Raw genomic sequence first — 15,779 nt, forward strand, 5'->3', positions numbered from 1 at the left:
GTTTGGGGAACATACTTGCGGACGTTAGTCGGCTAGATGGGCTGCCTTTTCGTCCCCCAGCCCCCTAAAGGGGGAGCCCATTCGGCGCGGACGGCTCCCCCTTTAGGGGGCTGGGGGGTGAAAAATTCGGCGTCTGCGTGGGTTTGCCTTCTTAAACACCTATCAAAGAGGCAGTATCAAAATGCAGGGCACAAAAAAAGGTCGCTTTCGTAAAAGCGACCAGGGTATTCATCTATAGGCTACAGGACGCAAAGAGGTCCCGGATGGATTGATTCACTAGAAAAGATCTTTGATGTCGATCCGGCGATGCAGATGCTCTTCGTCTTTGAAGGGTAGCATAATCATTACCTGACCGTGTTCGTGAATGGCTTCGATCTGGTCGGCGTCAACAAAAGACGGGATGTCCAGCACCCGCAGAAACATGGGTACCGCCAGCCGCTGCGAGCCGCCTTCTTCATCCTGAGTAACCGAGGTATTGACCAGCAGGGTATACAGTACGAGTTTACTGCCTTCGACCAGCACGTTGAACGCGTTGGCACGCACACCGGGAGCTGATAACGTAATTACCAGCCGTTCGTCTTCTCGCTCAACCTGCATCGTTGTCTGACTCGAACCGCCATATAAGGTATTAAGCAAATCAATCTGTCCGCCCGTACCCTGAAATACATTTTCTATCGCTTTCATAGGTGTTGCTGTTTACTGTTCAGATACTATTTGATAAACAAACCCCGTGCCTAAGCGGCCTCGGCCCGCCAAAGCCGACAAGCTGTCAGGAATTTGGCCGCCTTTTGGCTCATTATATGCCTTTTTGACGCGATCCTGCCCTATTTTCCTAGATAAGGCAGTTACCGATTAGCGCTCATGAGTGTATAAGGATTGTCGCGGTTTGTGGGGATTCTGTGGTTCACATTCCACACAGCGTCAGCACGGAAGCCGCAGCAGGAAGCCTGTTTTTCGGCTTGTAATGCCGTATCTTTGTCGGCATTATGCATATCCGAATTGGAACCCGCAGCAGCCGCCTGGCCGTGTGGCAGGCGGACTATATACAGACCTTACTGCAAGCCGGCGGACTTACGTCCGAGCTGGTCCTGATCGAGACAAAAGGGGATCAGATTCTGGATCGGTCGCTGGCTAAAATCGGCAGCAAAGGCGTTTTTACGCAGGAGCTGGAAGATCAGCTTCGGGCCGGTACGATCGACATTGCCGTGCACAGCGCCAAAGACCTGCAATCATCGCTGCCGGCTGACCTGGGTATTATCGCTTTTACGGAGCGTGAACAGGTGAACGATGTCCTCGTAAGCCGTGATCCATCCCTGTCGCTGACCAGCGGACAGCCGTTTGTGATCGGGACCTCGTCGACCCGGCGGGTGGCTATGCTGCGCCATTTTTGTCCGCACATCCGGGTGGTCGACATGCGGGGTAACCTCCAGACCCGGCTGCGCAAACTCGACGAAGGCCAGTGCGATGCGCTGCTGCTGGCCTATGCGGGCGTACACCGCATGCAGTACGATGATCTGATTGCCGAACAGCTACCGGTTGCTGAGTTTACGCCCGCCGTTGGTCAGGGGAGCGTAGCCATCGAAGCGGCCAGCACACTGGCTATCGGGAAACAGGAAGCCATCCGCCGACTGACCAACCACGAACCAACCGAGGCTGCCCTGAAAGCCGAGCGGGCTTACCTGCGCCGTCTCGAAGGCGGGTGCAGCATTCCGGTATTTGCCCTGGCTACCTACGCTGAGGAGACGCTGAGCCTGACAGGTGGGCTAATCAGCCTCGACGGGCAGGACATGCTGCGCGAAACGTACAGCGGCCCGGCCCATGACGCCGAACGGCTCGGACATGCTCTGGCTGAACACATTCTGGCACAGGGGGGCGACGTTATTTTACAGGCAATCCGGCATCAACTGAGTGAATAAAAGCCGGGCCAGCCGGTTGGCGGGCCCATACATAGCCAGCGCTACAACCTGACCAGACGAATCATGAACCTTTTCCGAATCAGCTGGAGTAACCTTACCGACAAACCCCTGAGCAGCTTTCTGAGCGGGCTGCTGATGACCTTCGGGATCACGATTATTTCGCTGTTGCTGTTGCTGAATAAACAGCTCGACGATCAGTTCCGGCGGAACATCCGTGGCATCGATATGGTGATTGGCGCCAAGGGTAGCCCGCTGCAACTGATCCTGTCGAGCATTTACCAGGTCGATGCGCCAGTGGGGAATATCCCGCTCGAGGAGGCCGAACGGCTGACGCGCAACCCGATGATCAAGACGGCCATCCCGCTGGCCATGGGCGATAATTACCGCTCGTTCCGGATTGTGGGTACGAACAAAAAATACCTCGATCATTTTGGCGCTACCGTGGCGCAGGGGCAGCTGTTCAAACAGGATCTGGAGGTGGTGATCGGGCCGAGGGTTGCCGAAGTGGCCGGGCTGAAACTCGGCGATACGTTTGCCAGCTCGCATGGGCTGGACGATGAGGGCGAAGAACATGCCGACTCGAAATACAAGGTAGTAGGCATCCTGAACGGAACCAATACCGTTACGGATCAGCTTATCCTGACTCCCGTTTCGAGCGTCTGGGCTATCCACGGACACCACGAAGCCGGTGAGGAGCACCACGACGAAGATCATCACGAAGGCGAAGCCCACGAAGACGGCGAAGCGCACGAAGAGGAACCGCGTGAGATTACGAGTATGCTTATCAAGTTTCGGAACCCGCTGGGTATGATGCTGGCGCGGGGTATCAACCAGAACTCCAAACTACAGGCGGCCCTGCCCAATATTGAGGTGAACCGGCTGTTTTCCCTGCTCGGCGTAGGCGTCGAAACGCTGCGGGGCCTGGCCATTGTCATCATGCTGATTTCCGGGGTCAGCGTGTTCGTGTCGCTGTATAACTCACTGAAAGAAAGGCGCTACGAAATGGCCCTGATGCTGTCGATGGGCGCTACCCGCGTTCAGCTGTTCATGATGCTCCTGCTCGAGGGGCTGGTGCTGGCGCTGATTGGCTTTGGGCTGGGTATACTGCTGAGCCGGGTTGGTTTATGGCTTTTCTCGACGAGTGTGTCCTCCGAATATCATTACAACCTGGCGGCTTTTGGCATCCTGCCCGAAGAGTGGACCCTGCTGGGCGTAGCGTTGCTGATCGGACTCCTGGCTGCAGCCCTGCCTGCCCTGGGCGTTTACCGCATGAACATCTCCCGGACGCTGGCCGAAGAGTAAACAAAAAGCGGGAAGAGGCCGGACTGTTCCCGCTTCTTCCCGCTTCTGGCCGGGCTCGGTTTAGCCCATTACATTGTAAATCATAACCGGGGCTGCTTTATTCTTGAGGGTGGCTTCACCGAGAGGCTCGCAGGTGAACGACTCGGCTACCTGTTGCTGAGCCGCTTCGGTGATGACAATCTGCCCCGCCCGGGCCACCGACTGCAGGCGCTGGGCCGTATTGACGGTGTCGCCGATGACGGTGTAGTCGAGCCGCCGGAGCGCCGTTGAGCCGATGTTCCCCGAAACCATCTCGCCCGTGTTGATGCCGATGGCCACCTGCGGGTGGTAGCTGGTATGATGAGGCAGGTTGTCTTCCAGCGAAGCGATCTGCGCGCGAACGCCCAGCGCGGCTTCGATGGCCCGGTCGAGGTGGTAGTCGCCCCGGAATACGGCCATCACGGCATCGCCCATGAACTTATCGACGTGGCCGCTCTGCGCAATGATCTCCTTGACCATCACGTCGAAATACCGGTTTACCAGCCTGACTACGGTATCGGCCGTTTCGCGTTCGGCAATAGCCGTAAAACCGCAGATGTCGATGAACATGACGGTGGCCGTTACGGTTTCGCTGGCCAGAAGGGAGGTTTCAAATTCGGCGCGGCTCATAAACGTCAGCACCGACTCATCGACGTACATCCGCAGAATATTGTTTTCCTTAATCGCCTGCAAGGTCTGGCGGAGCTGGCCGATGTAGGCCATGGTTTTCTCCATCGTCACCTCAAGGTCTTCGAAGTTGACCGGCTTGGTTACGAAATCAAAAGCCCCCCGGTTCATGGCGGTACGAATGTTATCCATGTCGCCATAGGCCGACACGATAACGGCTTTGAGCATTGGATTTGTCTCATGGAGCCGGATCAGCAGCGTCAGCCCATCCATACCGGGCATGTTGATATCGGTCAGTACCATATCGATATCGGGCTGCTGGTCGATCAGCGTAAGCGCTTCGTTGCCATCGTGGGCAAATACAAACTCGTACTGTTTTTCACGAATCTGACGCCGAAACTTCTGCTTGATGAGGAGTTCAAGATCGGTTTCGTCGTCAACCACCAATATTTTCGCTTTCATGCAATGGTGCGAAGTTTTTCTTTAAGTACAGTGAAGTCGAGCGGCTTGGTCAGGAAATCGTTGGCCCCGAGTGTAGCCGCCTGCTGCTGCGATTCGGGATCGCCATAGGCCGTAATCATCATGACAACGGGCGGGGGCGGAGCGTTGAAGTCGGCCCGGATATGCCGTAACAGCTCGAAACCGCTCATGCCGGGCATGTTGATGTCCGACAGAATCAGCACTACTTCTGAGGGCCTACTCGACAAATAGGTTATGGCTTCTTCGCCCGAGTTGGCAAAGGCCAGTTCAAACTCACCATTCCGAACTTCGCGTCGAAACCGCTGCTCAAACAAATCTTTTACGTCTGGTTCGTCGTCAACAACTAATATTTTCATGGCAGATCGAGTTAGTCAAAGATAAGCGGTTTGTGGGCAGCGTGGTGCCGTCAGGTCGGTAGTTTAAGGGTAAATGTTGTACCCTGTCCTTCGTGGCTGTCAACGTCCAGGGTACCGCCGTGCCCTTTGGTAATGATATCGTAGGCCAGCGACAGGCCCAGCCCGGTTCCTTCGCCGGTGGGTTTGGTGGTGAAAAACGGCTGAAAAATCTTGGAGAGCAGCGCGGCCGGAATCCCGGTACCGTTATCCCGAATCCGGATAACGGCCTGGTCATTTTCCAGTCGAACCTGGGCCGTTACTTCGGGTTGGTAGCCAGCCGTCGGCGTGGTTTTCTGCCGGCTCTGAACGGCGTAGAAGGCGTTGGTGTAGAGGTTGAGCAGCACCCGGCCCAGATCCTGAGGCATCACCTGTACCGGACCCAGCGCCGGGTCCGGATCAACCTGAAAACTGGCGTTAAAGGTTTTGTCTTTAGCCCGCAGGCCGTGGTAGGCCAGCCGCAAGTACTCCTCGCAAAGCGCGTTCAGATCGGTCGGCTCGCGCTGGCCGCTGGAGGCCCGGCTGTGCTGGAGCATGCCCCTGACAATGCTGGAAGCCCGGCCGCCGTGCTGGCTGATCTTCTGTAGGTTCTGGCGCAGGTCGGTCAGCAGCTCGTCGGTGAGCTGGGGGTCGGGGTTTGGTTTGTGGTGCTCGTCGGCGATTTCGTCGATGAGTTCGACGGAGACCTCGGCGAAGTTGTTGACGAAGTTGAGGGGGTTCTGGATCTCGTGGGCGATGCCGGCCGTCAGCTCACCCAGCGAGGCCAGCTTTTCCTGCTGAATGAGCTGGTTCTGGGCGGCCTTCAGTTCGGCCTGCTGCTGCCGGAGCTGGGCATTGGTACGGGTCTGCTGGCGGTTGCTACGCCATAAAACGAGGGCCACAACGCCCAGTAATCCCAGCCCGATCAGCGCCCCGATCAGCCGTTGCTGTTGTCGTTGGTCTTCTTCGGCCTGCAAAATGGCCGCGGCCTGCTGTTCGGCTGCCTTGGCGTTCTGCTGAAGAATGGTTAGCTGCTGCCGGGTCTGGGCGCCCAGCAGGGTGTCGTTGTAGGCTATGAATGTCTGCTGATACTGGTAAGCGCGCTGGTAGTCATTTTGCCGGGCGTAAGACTGCGCCAGTATCTGGCTGGCATCCCGGATAACTTCCTTATAGCCAATTTGCCGGCTGAGGTTCCAGCTCTTCTGCCCGTAATAGACGGCGCTGTCGGCCCGGTTGGTGGCCAGCTGCGCCCGGGCCATCACCGTCTGCGCCCAGGCAATTACCTCGTAGGCTCCTTCGGCCAGCAGCACCCGAAGCGACCGGTGGGCGGTTCGGATAGCCGCCAGGGGCTGACCCTGCTCCGTTTCTACGGCCGCCAGATTACTCTCGGCCTCTGCCCGTAGCAGTGGGTTCTGGAGCGATTCGGCCAGCCGGATCGATTTGTCGTAGTAGTTCTGCGCTTTTTCCGGGTCGCCTTTCAGCCGGTACAGTTCGCCAAGGGCGTTCAGGGTTCGGCATACGCTTCTGAGGTCGTTAGCCCGCTCGTGTTCATCCATGGCGGTTGTCAGGAACTCGAGGGCCAGGGTATAATCGCCAAGCAGAATATGGAGGGAACCCAGGTGAGAATGCGTCTGTCGAATCAGCAGCAGGTCGTTCCGTTGTTCAGCAACGCGCAGGCTCTGCTGGCCCAGTTCAAAGGCGGTGGCATAGTCGCCCCGCTGAATGCTTACCCAGGCGAGTCGGCTCTGGACCCGGGCCACCCCCAGGCTATCCTGCAACTGGCTGAAGCCATCGCCGGCTGCGTTCAGATGCGATACCGCCCGGTCGTAGTTGTTGAGGTTGCTGTAAGCCCGACCCAGCGTGAACTGCGCCATGGCGATGCCTGGCTTGTAGTTGATAGCGCGCGCGAGCGCCAGAGCCTCGTTGCTATATTGAAGGGCCGACACTCGATTGGTATCGGTTGAGGCATTGGCCAGATCGATCAGCCGGTTAACCCGACCAGTATCGGTTTTGGTAATCGCCAGCTGCCGGGTGAGCGCCCTGATCAGCGAGTCCTGCGCCCGTACCCGATAGCCCAGGGTCAGGAGCAGCAAGCAGGTAACACCAAGCAGCCATTGTCTTCTCATAGGAGCATATACCTAGGCGGGTAGTTCGATAATAAACTCGGTGCCTTCGCCTTCGCGGCTTTTGACTTCTATTGTACCACCGTGTCCCTTAGTAATGATGTCGTAGGACAGAGACAGGCCCAGTCCGGTTCCTTCGCCGGTGGGTTTGGTGGTGAAAAATGGCTGAAAAATCTTGGTCAGGATCGACTCGGGCATACCAACGCCGTTGTCCCGAACCCGAATCCGGACTTCGTTACCAACGCATTCGGTCGTAACCGTTACGGTAGGCTGGTACGAACTGGTCTGCCCCTGTTCAGCTTTCTGCCGGCTCTGAACGGCGTAGAAGGCGTTGGTGTAGAGGTTGAGCAGCACCCGGCCCAGGTCCTGGGGAACAACCGTCACGAGGCCGAGGCTGGCGTCGAGTTCAGCGCTGAAACTGGCGTTGAATGTTTTGTCTTTAGCTCGCAGGCCGTGGTAGGCCAGCCGCAAGTACTCCTCGCAGAGCGCGTTCAGATCGGTCGGCTCGCGCTGGCCGCTGGAGGCCCGGCTGTGCTGGAGCATGCCCCTGACAATGCTGGAAGCCCGGCTGCCGTGCTGGCTGATCTTCTGCAGGTTCTGGCGCAGGTCGGTCAGCAGCTCGTCGGTGAGCTGGGGGTCGGGGTTTGGTTTGTGGTGCTCGTCGGCGATTTCGTCGATGAGCTCGACGGATACCTCGGCGAAGTTGTTGACGAAGTTGAGGGGGTTCTGGATCTCGTGGGCGATGCCGGCCGTCAGCTCACCCAGCGACGCCATTTTCTCGCTGTGGATGAGCTGGTTCTGGGTCGCTTTCAGCTCGGTCAGCGCCTGTTCCAGCTCTTCTTTCTGACTGGTAATTTCGGCCGTACGCTGGGCCACCAGGTACTCGAGTTCCTGCTTGCGGGCCTCAATTTTTCGTCGTTCGGCCGCTTCGATCTCACGTTCCTGTTCCAGCTTGATCAGCGCTTTTTTCTGGCGGCTGGCCACAATCAGGAAGGCAACAAGCCAGATCAGCGAAAAGCTGACGGCCGAGTCAATGAAGTTGTCGTATGTTTTGGCAAACTTCGGAAACAGGTCCTCGATGACTTTGAAAACAGACATCAGGACCATGAACGGCGCTACCGCCAGGAAGGCCGTACGGGCGGCCTGGTTGGGGCTAAGCAGGTGGACCGTATAGCCGACCATGCCCAGGGCAATCAGCCAGATCAGGCGGAGCGGAAAGTCCTCGTCGGTAACGGTGCTGAGACCGATCAGGGCAACGTTGATAAACCAGTAGTTCTTGAGCCACCAGTCCCATTGAGGAACCCGATTTTTTGTATCAAGAAATCGCCTTGTCTGCCAGATGATCAGCAGCGTAAAGAGTGACGACGAGATTTCATCCTCATCCATGGTCAGGTAGGTTTGGCGTGTGGGTGGTTTAGTGTGGGCAAGATAGATACCAAACGCCAACCGAACAACGGCTGATACACGCCAGCGGAGCTTACGTATGTTAGTCGGTTGATTAGGTAGATACCGACGTAGGCCGACCCGCCAGAAGCTCATTCTGCCGCCGAATTCGCCCCGACAAACTTCTGACGATGCTACGCAGCACCTCGCCCCGCTCTTCCATCAGGTCAAAGAAGTCGTCCTGGTCGAGCCGCAGCAGCCTGACTTCTTCCACCGCTTCGGCGGTAGCTGATCGGGATTCGGTATCGAGCAGCGCCAGCTCCCCGAAAAAATCGCCCCGGCCAAAACGAGCCAGCTCGGTGTCGCCATCCAGAATACTTACCTGGCCGGTATCGATGACGTACAGAGCCGTGCCGAGGTCGCCTTTCCGGAAGATGACATCGCCAGGCTGGTACGATTCTTCCTTCATGATCGGGGTAATACTGGCCAGTACGTTTTCGGGCGTTTGGGCAAACAGGCTGGTGTTGGCCAGCAGCAACACCCGGTCATAGTCGGGAATCTGGCTGGTAGAAGTAGACGAGTGATTCATAAGTAAAGGCGACAGAACAGACGTACGGCTCAGCAGCTGACGAGCTTCGTCGGCCTGGCTGGCGGGTATGGCGCGCAACACGAGACCAACCGTCCAGGCCGAAAATACAGTTTCGCCGGTTCGGAGTATATACGAACGGATGGATTCAGGGTCCTTGAACGGACCGAGTTCGGCATCGAGAATACGCACTTTTTCGGCCCGGTTTAGGTCGTCGACCAGTACCTGCAGGGTCTGGTAAACGTTGCGCGGAATCAGGTTGTCGAGAAGTTCTAGGGCGTTGGCCCGGCGCTCGCGGGCGGGGTGGCCTACCCCCAGTCGGGCACCGGCAATGGTTTCGGAGTCGTAAAGCTGGGTCAGCACGTCGAACAGGCGTTGCCGCAGTACGGTCAGCTCATAGTCCAGCGACTGAACCAGGCTGTCGTCCGTTTCGGTGAGGGTGCCATGCAGAATTCGGTGGGCCAGCGCCAGTTCATCGTGGAGCAGGGACCGGAAGGCCTGATCGTCGGCGGGTTCGTTGGGAAAACGGCGGAGGGCCCGCAGCGCAGCGCCCCGCACCCGTAAATCGGACTGCCGGGCCAGTTCGTTCAGAAACTGACGGCTCCGGGGGGTGCGGATGGTGCCGCAGATAATGGCTATACGCTGAATCAGTACGGGGTCGGTCGTGTTCCGCCAGGCTTCCTGCAAAAGCGGCAGCACGTCGGCCTGGCTGCCTTTCAGGGCGTTGGCCGCAACACGTCCGGCCGTTTTGCTGGTTAGGCGGTCTACCAGGTGCCGGGCCAGCCCCAGATCGGTGAGTTGACCAGCGGCCAGCATGGCGTCGTTCAGCAGCCCGTTCTGGCTCTGGGTCAGGTAACGGGTTACGGTAGGGGCAAAGTCGGTCAGGCGCAGTCGGCCAATCAGGCCCAGTGCCATTCGCTGCCGCCCCGGGTCCGACGCGTTGGTCAGCTCGGTCAGGCTACGTACACCCACCGGATCGCGTGGGTTCAGCTCCAGCACTCCCCGGATGGCACCCTGGCGAATGGTGACGTCGGTATGGTTCAGGAGCGGGGCCAGCTCAGCCGGGTCGGCGCTGATGCGTCGGCCCAGCAGGTAAGCGGCCTGCTCGCGCAGGGCAGGGTCGGAATCGGTCAGGGCAATATGACGAACGGGCGCAACCGGCAGGGGCTGGTTAGTCCGGGCGGCTACGGTCAGGGTACGTTGCCGCACCGATGGGCTGGCGTGGGTCAGTAAGGTTGGTAACTGCCGGCCCAGTTCGTCGGGGTTGTGCTGATCGAGCCAGCCGATAGCTGCCGTCACATCGTCGGGGTTGCTGCTGCGCAGCCGGGCTGTTACTGCCGACGACGCCGTAGCGGGCATGGCCAGCTGGTCGCGTTCGAGAAACCGTCGGCCAATGGCGTCGTTGAGTTCGTGCAGGTAATGATTGTAGGTTTGGTCGAGCAGCCACACCAGTACGCCCAGCAGCACGATCCAGACCAGAGGCATCAGCGCTTCGATGGCGGGGCGGGCGTGCAGCGCAAATATCAGGAAACCCGCTATTCCCAAACCGATCGGCTCGTAAAACCCTTTGGCTACCGTATGGCCCTTGAGCCGCTGCGGAGCCGACAGGGGCTGGAACAACACCAGAAAGACGGGGTCGAACAGCGATCGGCGTACTACTTCGAAGAGCAGGTAGAGGCCGCAGAAGTATACCAGCCGGGTTGTCTCGTCGGTCGTGATCATGTTCAGAACGACCAGTCCGGCCAGCCCGGCCAGCGCTACCCAGGGCAGCACGAGCAGCGAACGCTGTACCCCAAACCGGTCGAGGGCCTGCCGCGACAGCAGGAGCTTAACGACCATGGCTACCCCGTAGGTAAGCGCCAGCACCAGGCTGACGTAGTAGATGACGTCGGTCTGGTCATGAAAACGGTGCTTTACGTTGACAAAGAAACTGTACTCGATCTGGGTAGCCACGGCCGCCAGCGTAGCCAGACTCAGGCACATGAAGAAGATCAGCTTACTGCCCCCGAATCGTTTCTCGATCAGCTGCGACTCTTCCCGGCGGGTAGCCCGGCTGGGGCGGTGGGGGGCGTGAACCTCGTGCGATCGGACCGTAAGCCGCAGAATATAGAGCGAGGCAACAAACGCGGCCAGCGCGACGACCAGGAGTCGAAGTACTTCTTCGTGGGCATGCACCAGCGCGGCCAGAACAGCACCGATGGCTTTGGCGGGCATATCGCCCGAACTGATGACGCTGAACAGCCGCTTGCTCTGGCGGGTATCGAACACCACCGCCGAAACGCCCCAGAACTCCAGATTGGTCAGCAGATAGATGATTCGGTACCCAACCATGATGGCCACCGCAGCCGCCACCGAATGACCTACCTCAACCAGCACGCCCACCACTACCGTCATCACCACGACCGAAAGCAGCACCCGCATGGCCAGGCTGCTCAACAGCAGATGATGTTCATAATACGCGTAGAGCCGTCCCACCACGATCATCCCCAGCGCAGAGGCTACGTACGCAATTGGCAGGCTGGTTTCGGGATGGTTCTCGAGCAGTATGGCATTGGCGGCTACGTAAATCAGGATGGTACCGATGCCCAGCAGGAAGTTATGGACAAAAAAAAGCCCAACCGTACGGGCTTCTTCGGGTCGAATACCCACTGCCCGCTGCCAGCGTTGAGCCAGGGGTGATGGTGATGCAGAAGAGGTGTCGGTTCCGACGTTCATGGTGAAATGGAAACGCGATTTACCCTCAAAGATAAGCACTGACCGTCTAAACCGCTTTTCGGGCGCGGGTTTAGTTTCGGCAGCTCTATCCGCCCGCCATCGGGCAGGCTAACCGGATAGCTGGTCTGCGCCTATCTACCGAAGGCATATACGTACGTATAGGGTCTACTAATCGGTATGGCTGCTGCCGGGCTGGCGATACACGTCGGGAAAGGTCGCTGAATCACCTGCTCGATCGGTACAGCGTGTATTCGGAAGGGTTCGGCAACCGGGGCAGGACGAGAGAACGTAGGGCAGAAGCGGGGATGCCAACCAAACGGACATAAATACTGTTGTATTGGTACGGGCGTCGTTACCTGAACGGAATCAATAAAAACGATAATTTTTGCGGTCAACTGTCTGACTGATACGCTACCTTTGCGGGTCAAAACAACGACGCGCCTTCGTCATGGACCAGTATTCATACATTGCCAACTCTGACGCGGCTTACGTAGATCAACTGTACCAGTCTTATAAGCAAGACCCTCAATCAGTTGACCAAAGCTGGCAGCAATTTTTTAAAGGATTTGAGTTCTCCTTAACCTACGGCGAAACTGCCGGATCAACAACCAACGGCGCGGCCAAAACCAACGGCGCAGCCACAAACGGCCAGGCGGCTGCTACGAAACCCGTGGATGCCAGCCATGCCGACCCGTCGGACCGCGAAAAAGAAGTATCAGTAGCCAGCCTGATCAAAGCCTACCGCTCGCGGGGGCACCTGCTGGCCAAAACCAACCCGCTCAAAGCCCGGAAAGATCGTCAGCCCCGCGTTGACCTGCCTGACTACGCCCTGTCTGACGCCGACCTCGATACGACCTTCGAATCGGGTAAGCTGCTGGGTATTGGACCGGCTACCCTGCGCAAGATCATGGAGTCGCTCCAGAAGATCTACGCGGGGAACATCGGCTTTGAGTATATGTACATCCGGGAGCTGGACGTTAAAAACTGGCTCCGCAACAAAATCGAGAAAGAAGCGCTGGTCTTCAGCCCTTCGGTGTCGGAGAAGAAGCGTATTCTCGAAAAGCTGAACGAAGCGTCGGTATTCGAAAACTTCCTGGCTACCAAATACCTCGGTCAGAAGCGCTTTTCGCTCGAAGGCGGTGAAGCCACCATTCCCGCCCTCGACACCATCATCAGTACGGCCGCCGATATGGGTGTTGAAGAGGTGATGATCGGGATGGCCCACCGGGGTCGTCTCAACGTGCTGGCCAACATTCTGGGTAAATCGTACGAATCGATCTTCGACGGTTTCGAAGGCAATGTACCCCAGCAGGTGCATGGCGACGGCGACGTAAAATACCACCTCGGCTACTCGAGCCTAACCGAAACGCCCAACGGTAAACAGATCAGCGTGAAGCTGGCCCCTAACCCCTCACACCTCGAAGCCGTTAATCCGGTCGTGGAAGGATTCGTGCGGGCGCAGGCCGATGAAGAATATAACGGCGATTTCACCAAGATCATGCCGATTCTGATCCATGGCGACGCGGCCGTGGCGGGACAGGGTATCGTGTACGAAGTAACCCAGATGGCCAAGCTGGCTGGCTATCAGACCGGCGGTACGGTACATTTCGTGATCAACAACCAGGTCGGCTTTACCACCGATTTTGACGATGCGCGCTCGTCGATCTACTGCTCGGATATTGCCAAGATCATCGACGCTCCCATTTTCCACGTCAACGGCGACGATCCGGAAGCGGTAACTTTCTGCGCCAAGCTGGCGGTTGAATTCCGTGAGAAATTCAACCGCGACGTGTTTATCGACATGGTATGTTACCGGCGCTACGGACACAACGAGTCGGATGAACCGAAGTTTACCCAGCCGACCATGTACAGCATCATCGACAAGCGGGCCAACCTGCGCGAGCTGTACAAAAACCTGCTCATCGAGCGGGGCGATGTAGACGCGGAGCTGGCGCAGCGGATGGATACCGAGTTCAAGAAGCAACTGCAGGATCGGCTCGATCGGGTTAAGCAGAAAGCCGAGATTCCTTACAAACCCCTCCGGCTTGACCTCGACTGGGCTGAGCTCCGCTTTGCCGAGCCGCAGGATTTCGAGAAGTCGCCCGAGACGGGGGTGCCCGCCGAAACGCTCGATCAGATTGGTCAGGCGCTGGTAAAAATACCCGAGGGCTTCAAGCCACTGAAGCAGATCGAAAAGCTGCTGAAAGATCGGCAGACCATGCTCACCGAAACCAAAACGGTAAACTGGGGAACGGCCGAGCTGCTGGCCTACGGGTCGCTGCTGCTGGACGGTCGCCCCGTTCGGCTGAGCGGCCAGGACGTACAGCGGGGCACGTTCTCGCACCGCCATGCCGTCCTGCACGACGTAGAGACGAACGCAACCTATTCATCGCTCGACTTCATCAAAGAAGGCCAGCCGAAGTTTCAGGCCTACAACTCGCTGTTGTCGGAGTACGGCGTTCTCGGTTTCGAATATGGCTACGCCATGGCCAACCCCCACGCGCTCGTGATCTGGGAAGCGCAGTTCGGTGATTTCTCGAACGGCGCCCAGCTGATCATCGACCAGTTTATTGCGGCTGCCGAGTCGAAATGGGGCATCCAGAACGGCGTAACGCTGCTTCTGCCGCATGGCTACGAAGGCCAGGGCCCAGAGCACTCGAACGCCCGGCCCGAGCGATATCTGCAGCTGTACGCGGAGCACAACATGATCGTGGCTAACGTATCGTCGCCGGCTAACTTCTTCCACCTGCTGCGTCGTCAGCTGGCGTGGTCGTTCCGGAAACCGCTGGTCGTTATGTCGCCCAAGTCGCTGCTGCGGCATCCCAAGTGCATCTCACCCCTCGAAGACCTTACCAAAGGCTCGTTCCAGGAGGTGCTGGGTGATACCTACGCCAAGCCGAAAAAGGTAAAACGGGTACTGCTCTGCACGGGTAAAATTTATTACGACCTGCTCGACAAACAGCAGGCCGACCAGCGCGACGATGTGGCTATCATCCGGCTCGAACAGCTGGCTCCGCTGCCCAAAACGCAGCTGGATGCCGTGCTGGCGCAGTATGGCAAAGCCGAGAAGTTCTGGGTACAGGAAGAACCCGAAAACATGGGCTACTGGACCTACCTGCTTCGGATCGGGCTGACCCTGCCCATTATCTCGCGCCATGCCGCAGCTTCGCCCGCTACCGGCTATGCCAAAGTACATACCCAGGAACAAGCTGACATCGTTCGTAGAGCGTTTGACTAAATAGGAGTAGGGTATACGGTATGTAGTTTCGGGTAGTTTCTTTACCTGATAGCTACATACCGCGAAGCCTGAAAACCGAAAACCGATAATTATGGCCGTTGACATGAAGATCCCCGCAGTGGGGGAAAGCATCACCGAAGTGACCGTGGGCACCTGGTACAAAAAAGAAGGTGACCACGTAAAGATGGACGATGTCCTGTGTGGACTTGATTCCGATAAAGCGACGTTTGAACTGACGGCCGAAGCTGATGGCGTACTGCACATCCTGGCTCAGGAAGGCGATGTACTGCCCATTGGCGCCAGCATCTGCTCGATCGACACCGACGGATCGGGCTCAACCGGTAGTGCTACTCCGGCTCCAGCGGCCGAACCCGCTCCGGCCGAAGCGCCCAAAGCCGATCCGCAGCCCGCTCCGGCCAGCGAAGCCCCTAAGGCCGACGCGCCAGCCGCGGCTCCTGCAACGGGAGGTAACGTTATTGACATGAAAGTGCCGGCCGTTGGGGAGTCGGTTACGGAAGTTACCATTGCTTCCTGGAGTAAGAAAGACGGCGATCAGGTAGCGCTGGACGAAGTACTCTGCGAACTGGAGTCAGACAAAGCTACCTTCGAACTACCCGCCGAAGCGGCTGGTATCCTGCGCATCGTTGCCCAGGCTGGCGAGACCCTGCCCATCGGGGGGCTGATTGCCAAAATCGAAACAAGTTCGGCAGCTGGTCAGGCCGCACCCAGCCCCGCTCCGTCGGCGGCCGCTGCGCCGGCCCCGTCGGCTAACGGCAGCAACGGACAGGAAAGCTACGCGGCTAACCACCCCTCGCCCGCAGCGGCTAAAATCCTGGCCGAAAAAGGGATCGATGCCAAACAGGTAGCTGGTACCGGCGTAGAAGGCCGCATCACCAAAGAAGATGCTATGAAAGCTGCGCCCAGCCCGGCGCAGCCAGCCGCGCAACCCGCTCCGTCGGCGGCCGCTGCGCCGGCCCCGTCGGCTAACGGCAGCAACGGACAGGAAAGCTACGCGGCTAA

Annotated in this window: 10 protein-coding genes; 4 read left to right on the forward strand and 6 right to left on the reverse strand. The window is 58.1% G+C overall.

Annotated features, from left to right (window positions below):
• Positions 1-276: 276 nt before the first annotated feature.
• Entirely contained in the window at positions 277-684 is a 408-nt protein-coding gene (locus B1C80_RS27800; RefSeq protein ID WP_077924483.1) for an Hsp20/alpha crystallin family protein, read from the reverse strand.
• Between the two features lie 302 nt (positions 685-986).
• On the opposite strand from B1C80_RS27800, the gene hemC reads away from it, so the two are divergent.
• Both hemC and B1C80_RS27810 read left to right on the forward strand, forming a co-directional pair.
• Entirely contained in the window at positions 987-1,916 is a 930-nt protein-coding gene (hemC, locus tag B1C80_RS27805; RefSeq protein ID WP_077924484.1) for a hydroxymethylbilane synthase, read from the forward strand.
• A gap of 63 nt (positions 1,917-1,979) precedes the next feature.
• Positions 1,980-3,218, forward strand: a complete 1,239-nt coding sequence (locus tag B1C80_RS27810; RefSeq protein ID WP_077924485.1) for an ABC transporter permease — start codon at positions 1,980-1,982, stop codon at positions 3,216-3,218.
• A 60-nt stretch (positions 3,219-3,278) separates the two neighbouring features.
• Here the strand turns inward: B1C80_RS27810 and B1C80_RS27815 are convergent, their stop codons facing one another.
• From B1C80_RS27815 to B1C80_RS27835, 5 genes are all read right to left on the reverse strand, one after another.
• A complete protein-coding gene (locus tag B1C80_RS27815; RefSeq protein WP_077924486.1) occupies positions 3,279-4,325 on the reverse strand; it encodes an adenylate/guanylate cyclase domain-containing protein in 1,047 nt (348 codons plus the stop codon).
• Positions 4,322-4,699, reverse strand: coding sequence for a response regulator (locus B1C80_RS27820; protein ID WP_077924487.1), 378 nt, complete (start codon positions 4,697-4,699; stop codon positions 4,322-4,324). Before B1C80_RS27820 ends, B1C80_RS27815 begins: the two co-directional genes overlap by 4 nt.
• Before the next feature lie 50 nt (positions 4,700-4,749).
• On the reverse strand, positions 4,750-6,840 hold the full coding sequence (locus B1C80_RS28835; RefSeq protein WP_077924488.1) for a tetratricopeptide repeat protein: 2,091 nt from the start codon (positions 6,838-6,840) through the stop codon (positions 4,750-4,752).
• Between the two features lie 12 nt (positions 6,841-6,852).
• Positions 6,853-8,223 (reverse strand): ATP-binding protein, encoded by a 1,371-nt coding sequence (locus tag B1C80_RS27830; RefSeq protein ID WP_077924489.1) that lies wholly within the window; start codon positions 8,221-8,223, stop codon positions 6,853-6,855.
• Positions 8,224-8,335: 112 nt separating this feature from the next.
• On the reverse strand, positions 8,336-11,521 hold the full coding sequence (locus B1C80_RS27835) for a cyclic nucleotide-binding domain-containing protein (RefSeq protein ID WP_077924491.1): 3,186 nt from the start codon (positions 11,519-11,521) through the stop codon (positions 8,336-8,338).
• Positions 11,522-11,969: 448 nt separating this feature from the next.
• On the opposite strand from B1C80_RS27835, the gene B1C80_RS27840 reads away from it, so the two are divergent.
• Together B1C80_RS27840 and B1C80_RS27845 are read left to right on the forward strand one after the other, a co-directional pair.
• A complete protein-coding gene (locus B1C80_RS27840; RefSeq protein WP_077924490.1) occupies positions 11,970-14,759 on the forward strand; it encodes a 2-oxoglutarate dehydrogenase E1 component in 2,790 nt (929 codons plus the stop codon).
• Positions 14,760-14,850: 91 nt separating this feature from the next.
• Positions 14,851-15,779, forward strand: a 929-nt coding sequence (locus B1C80_RS27845) for a biotin/lipoyl-containing protein (RefSeq protein ID WP_201723600.1), incomplete at its 3' end; no start/stop codon positions are given.

This window comes from Spirosoma sp. 209, assembly GCF_002006735.1.
Classification (GTDB): Bacteria; Bacteroidota; Bacteroidia; order Cytophagales; family Spirosomataceae; genus Spirosoma; species Spirosoma sordidisoli.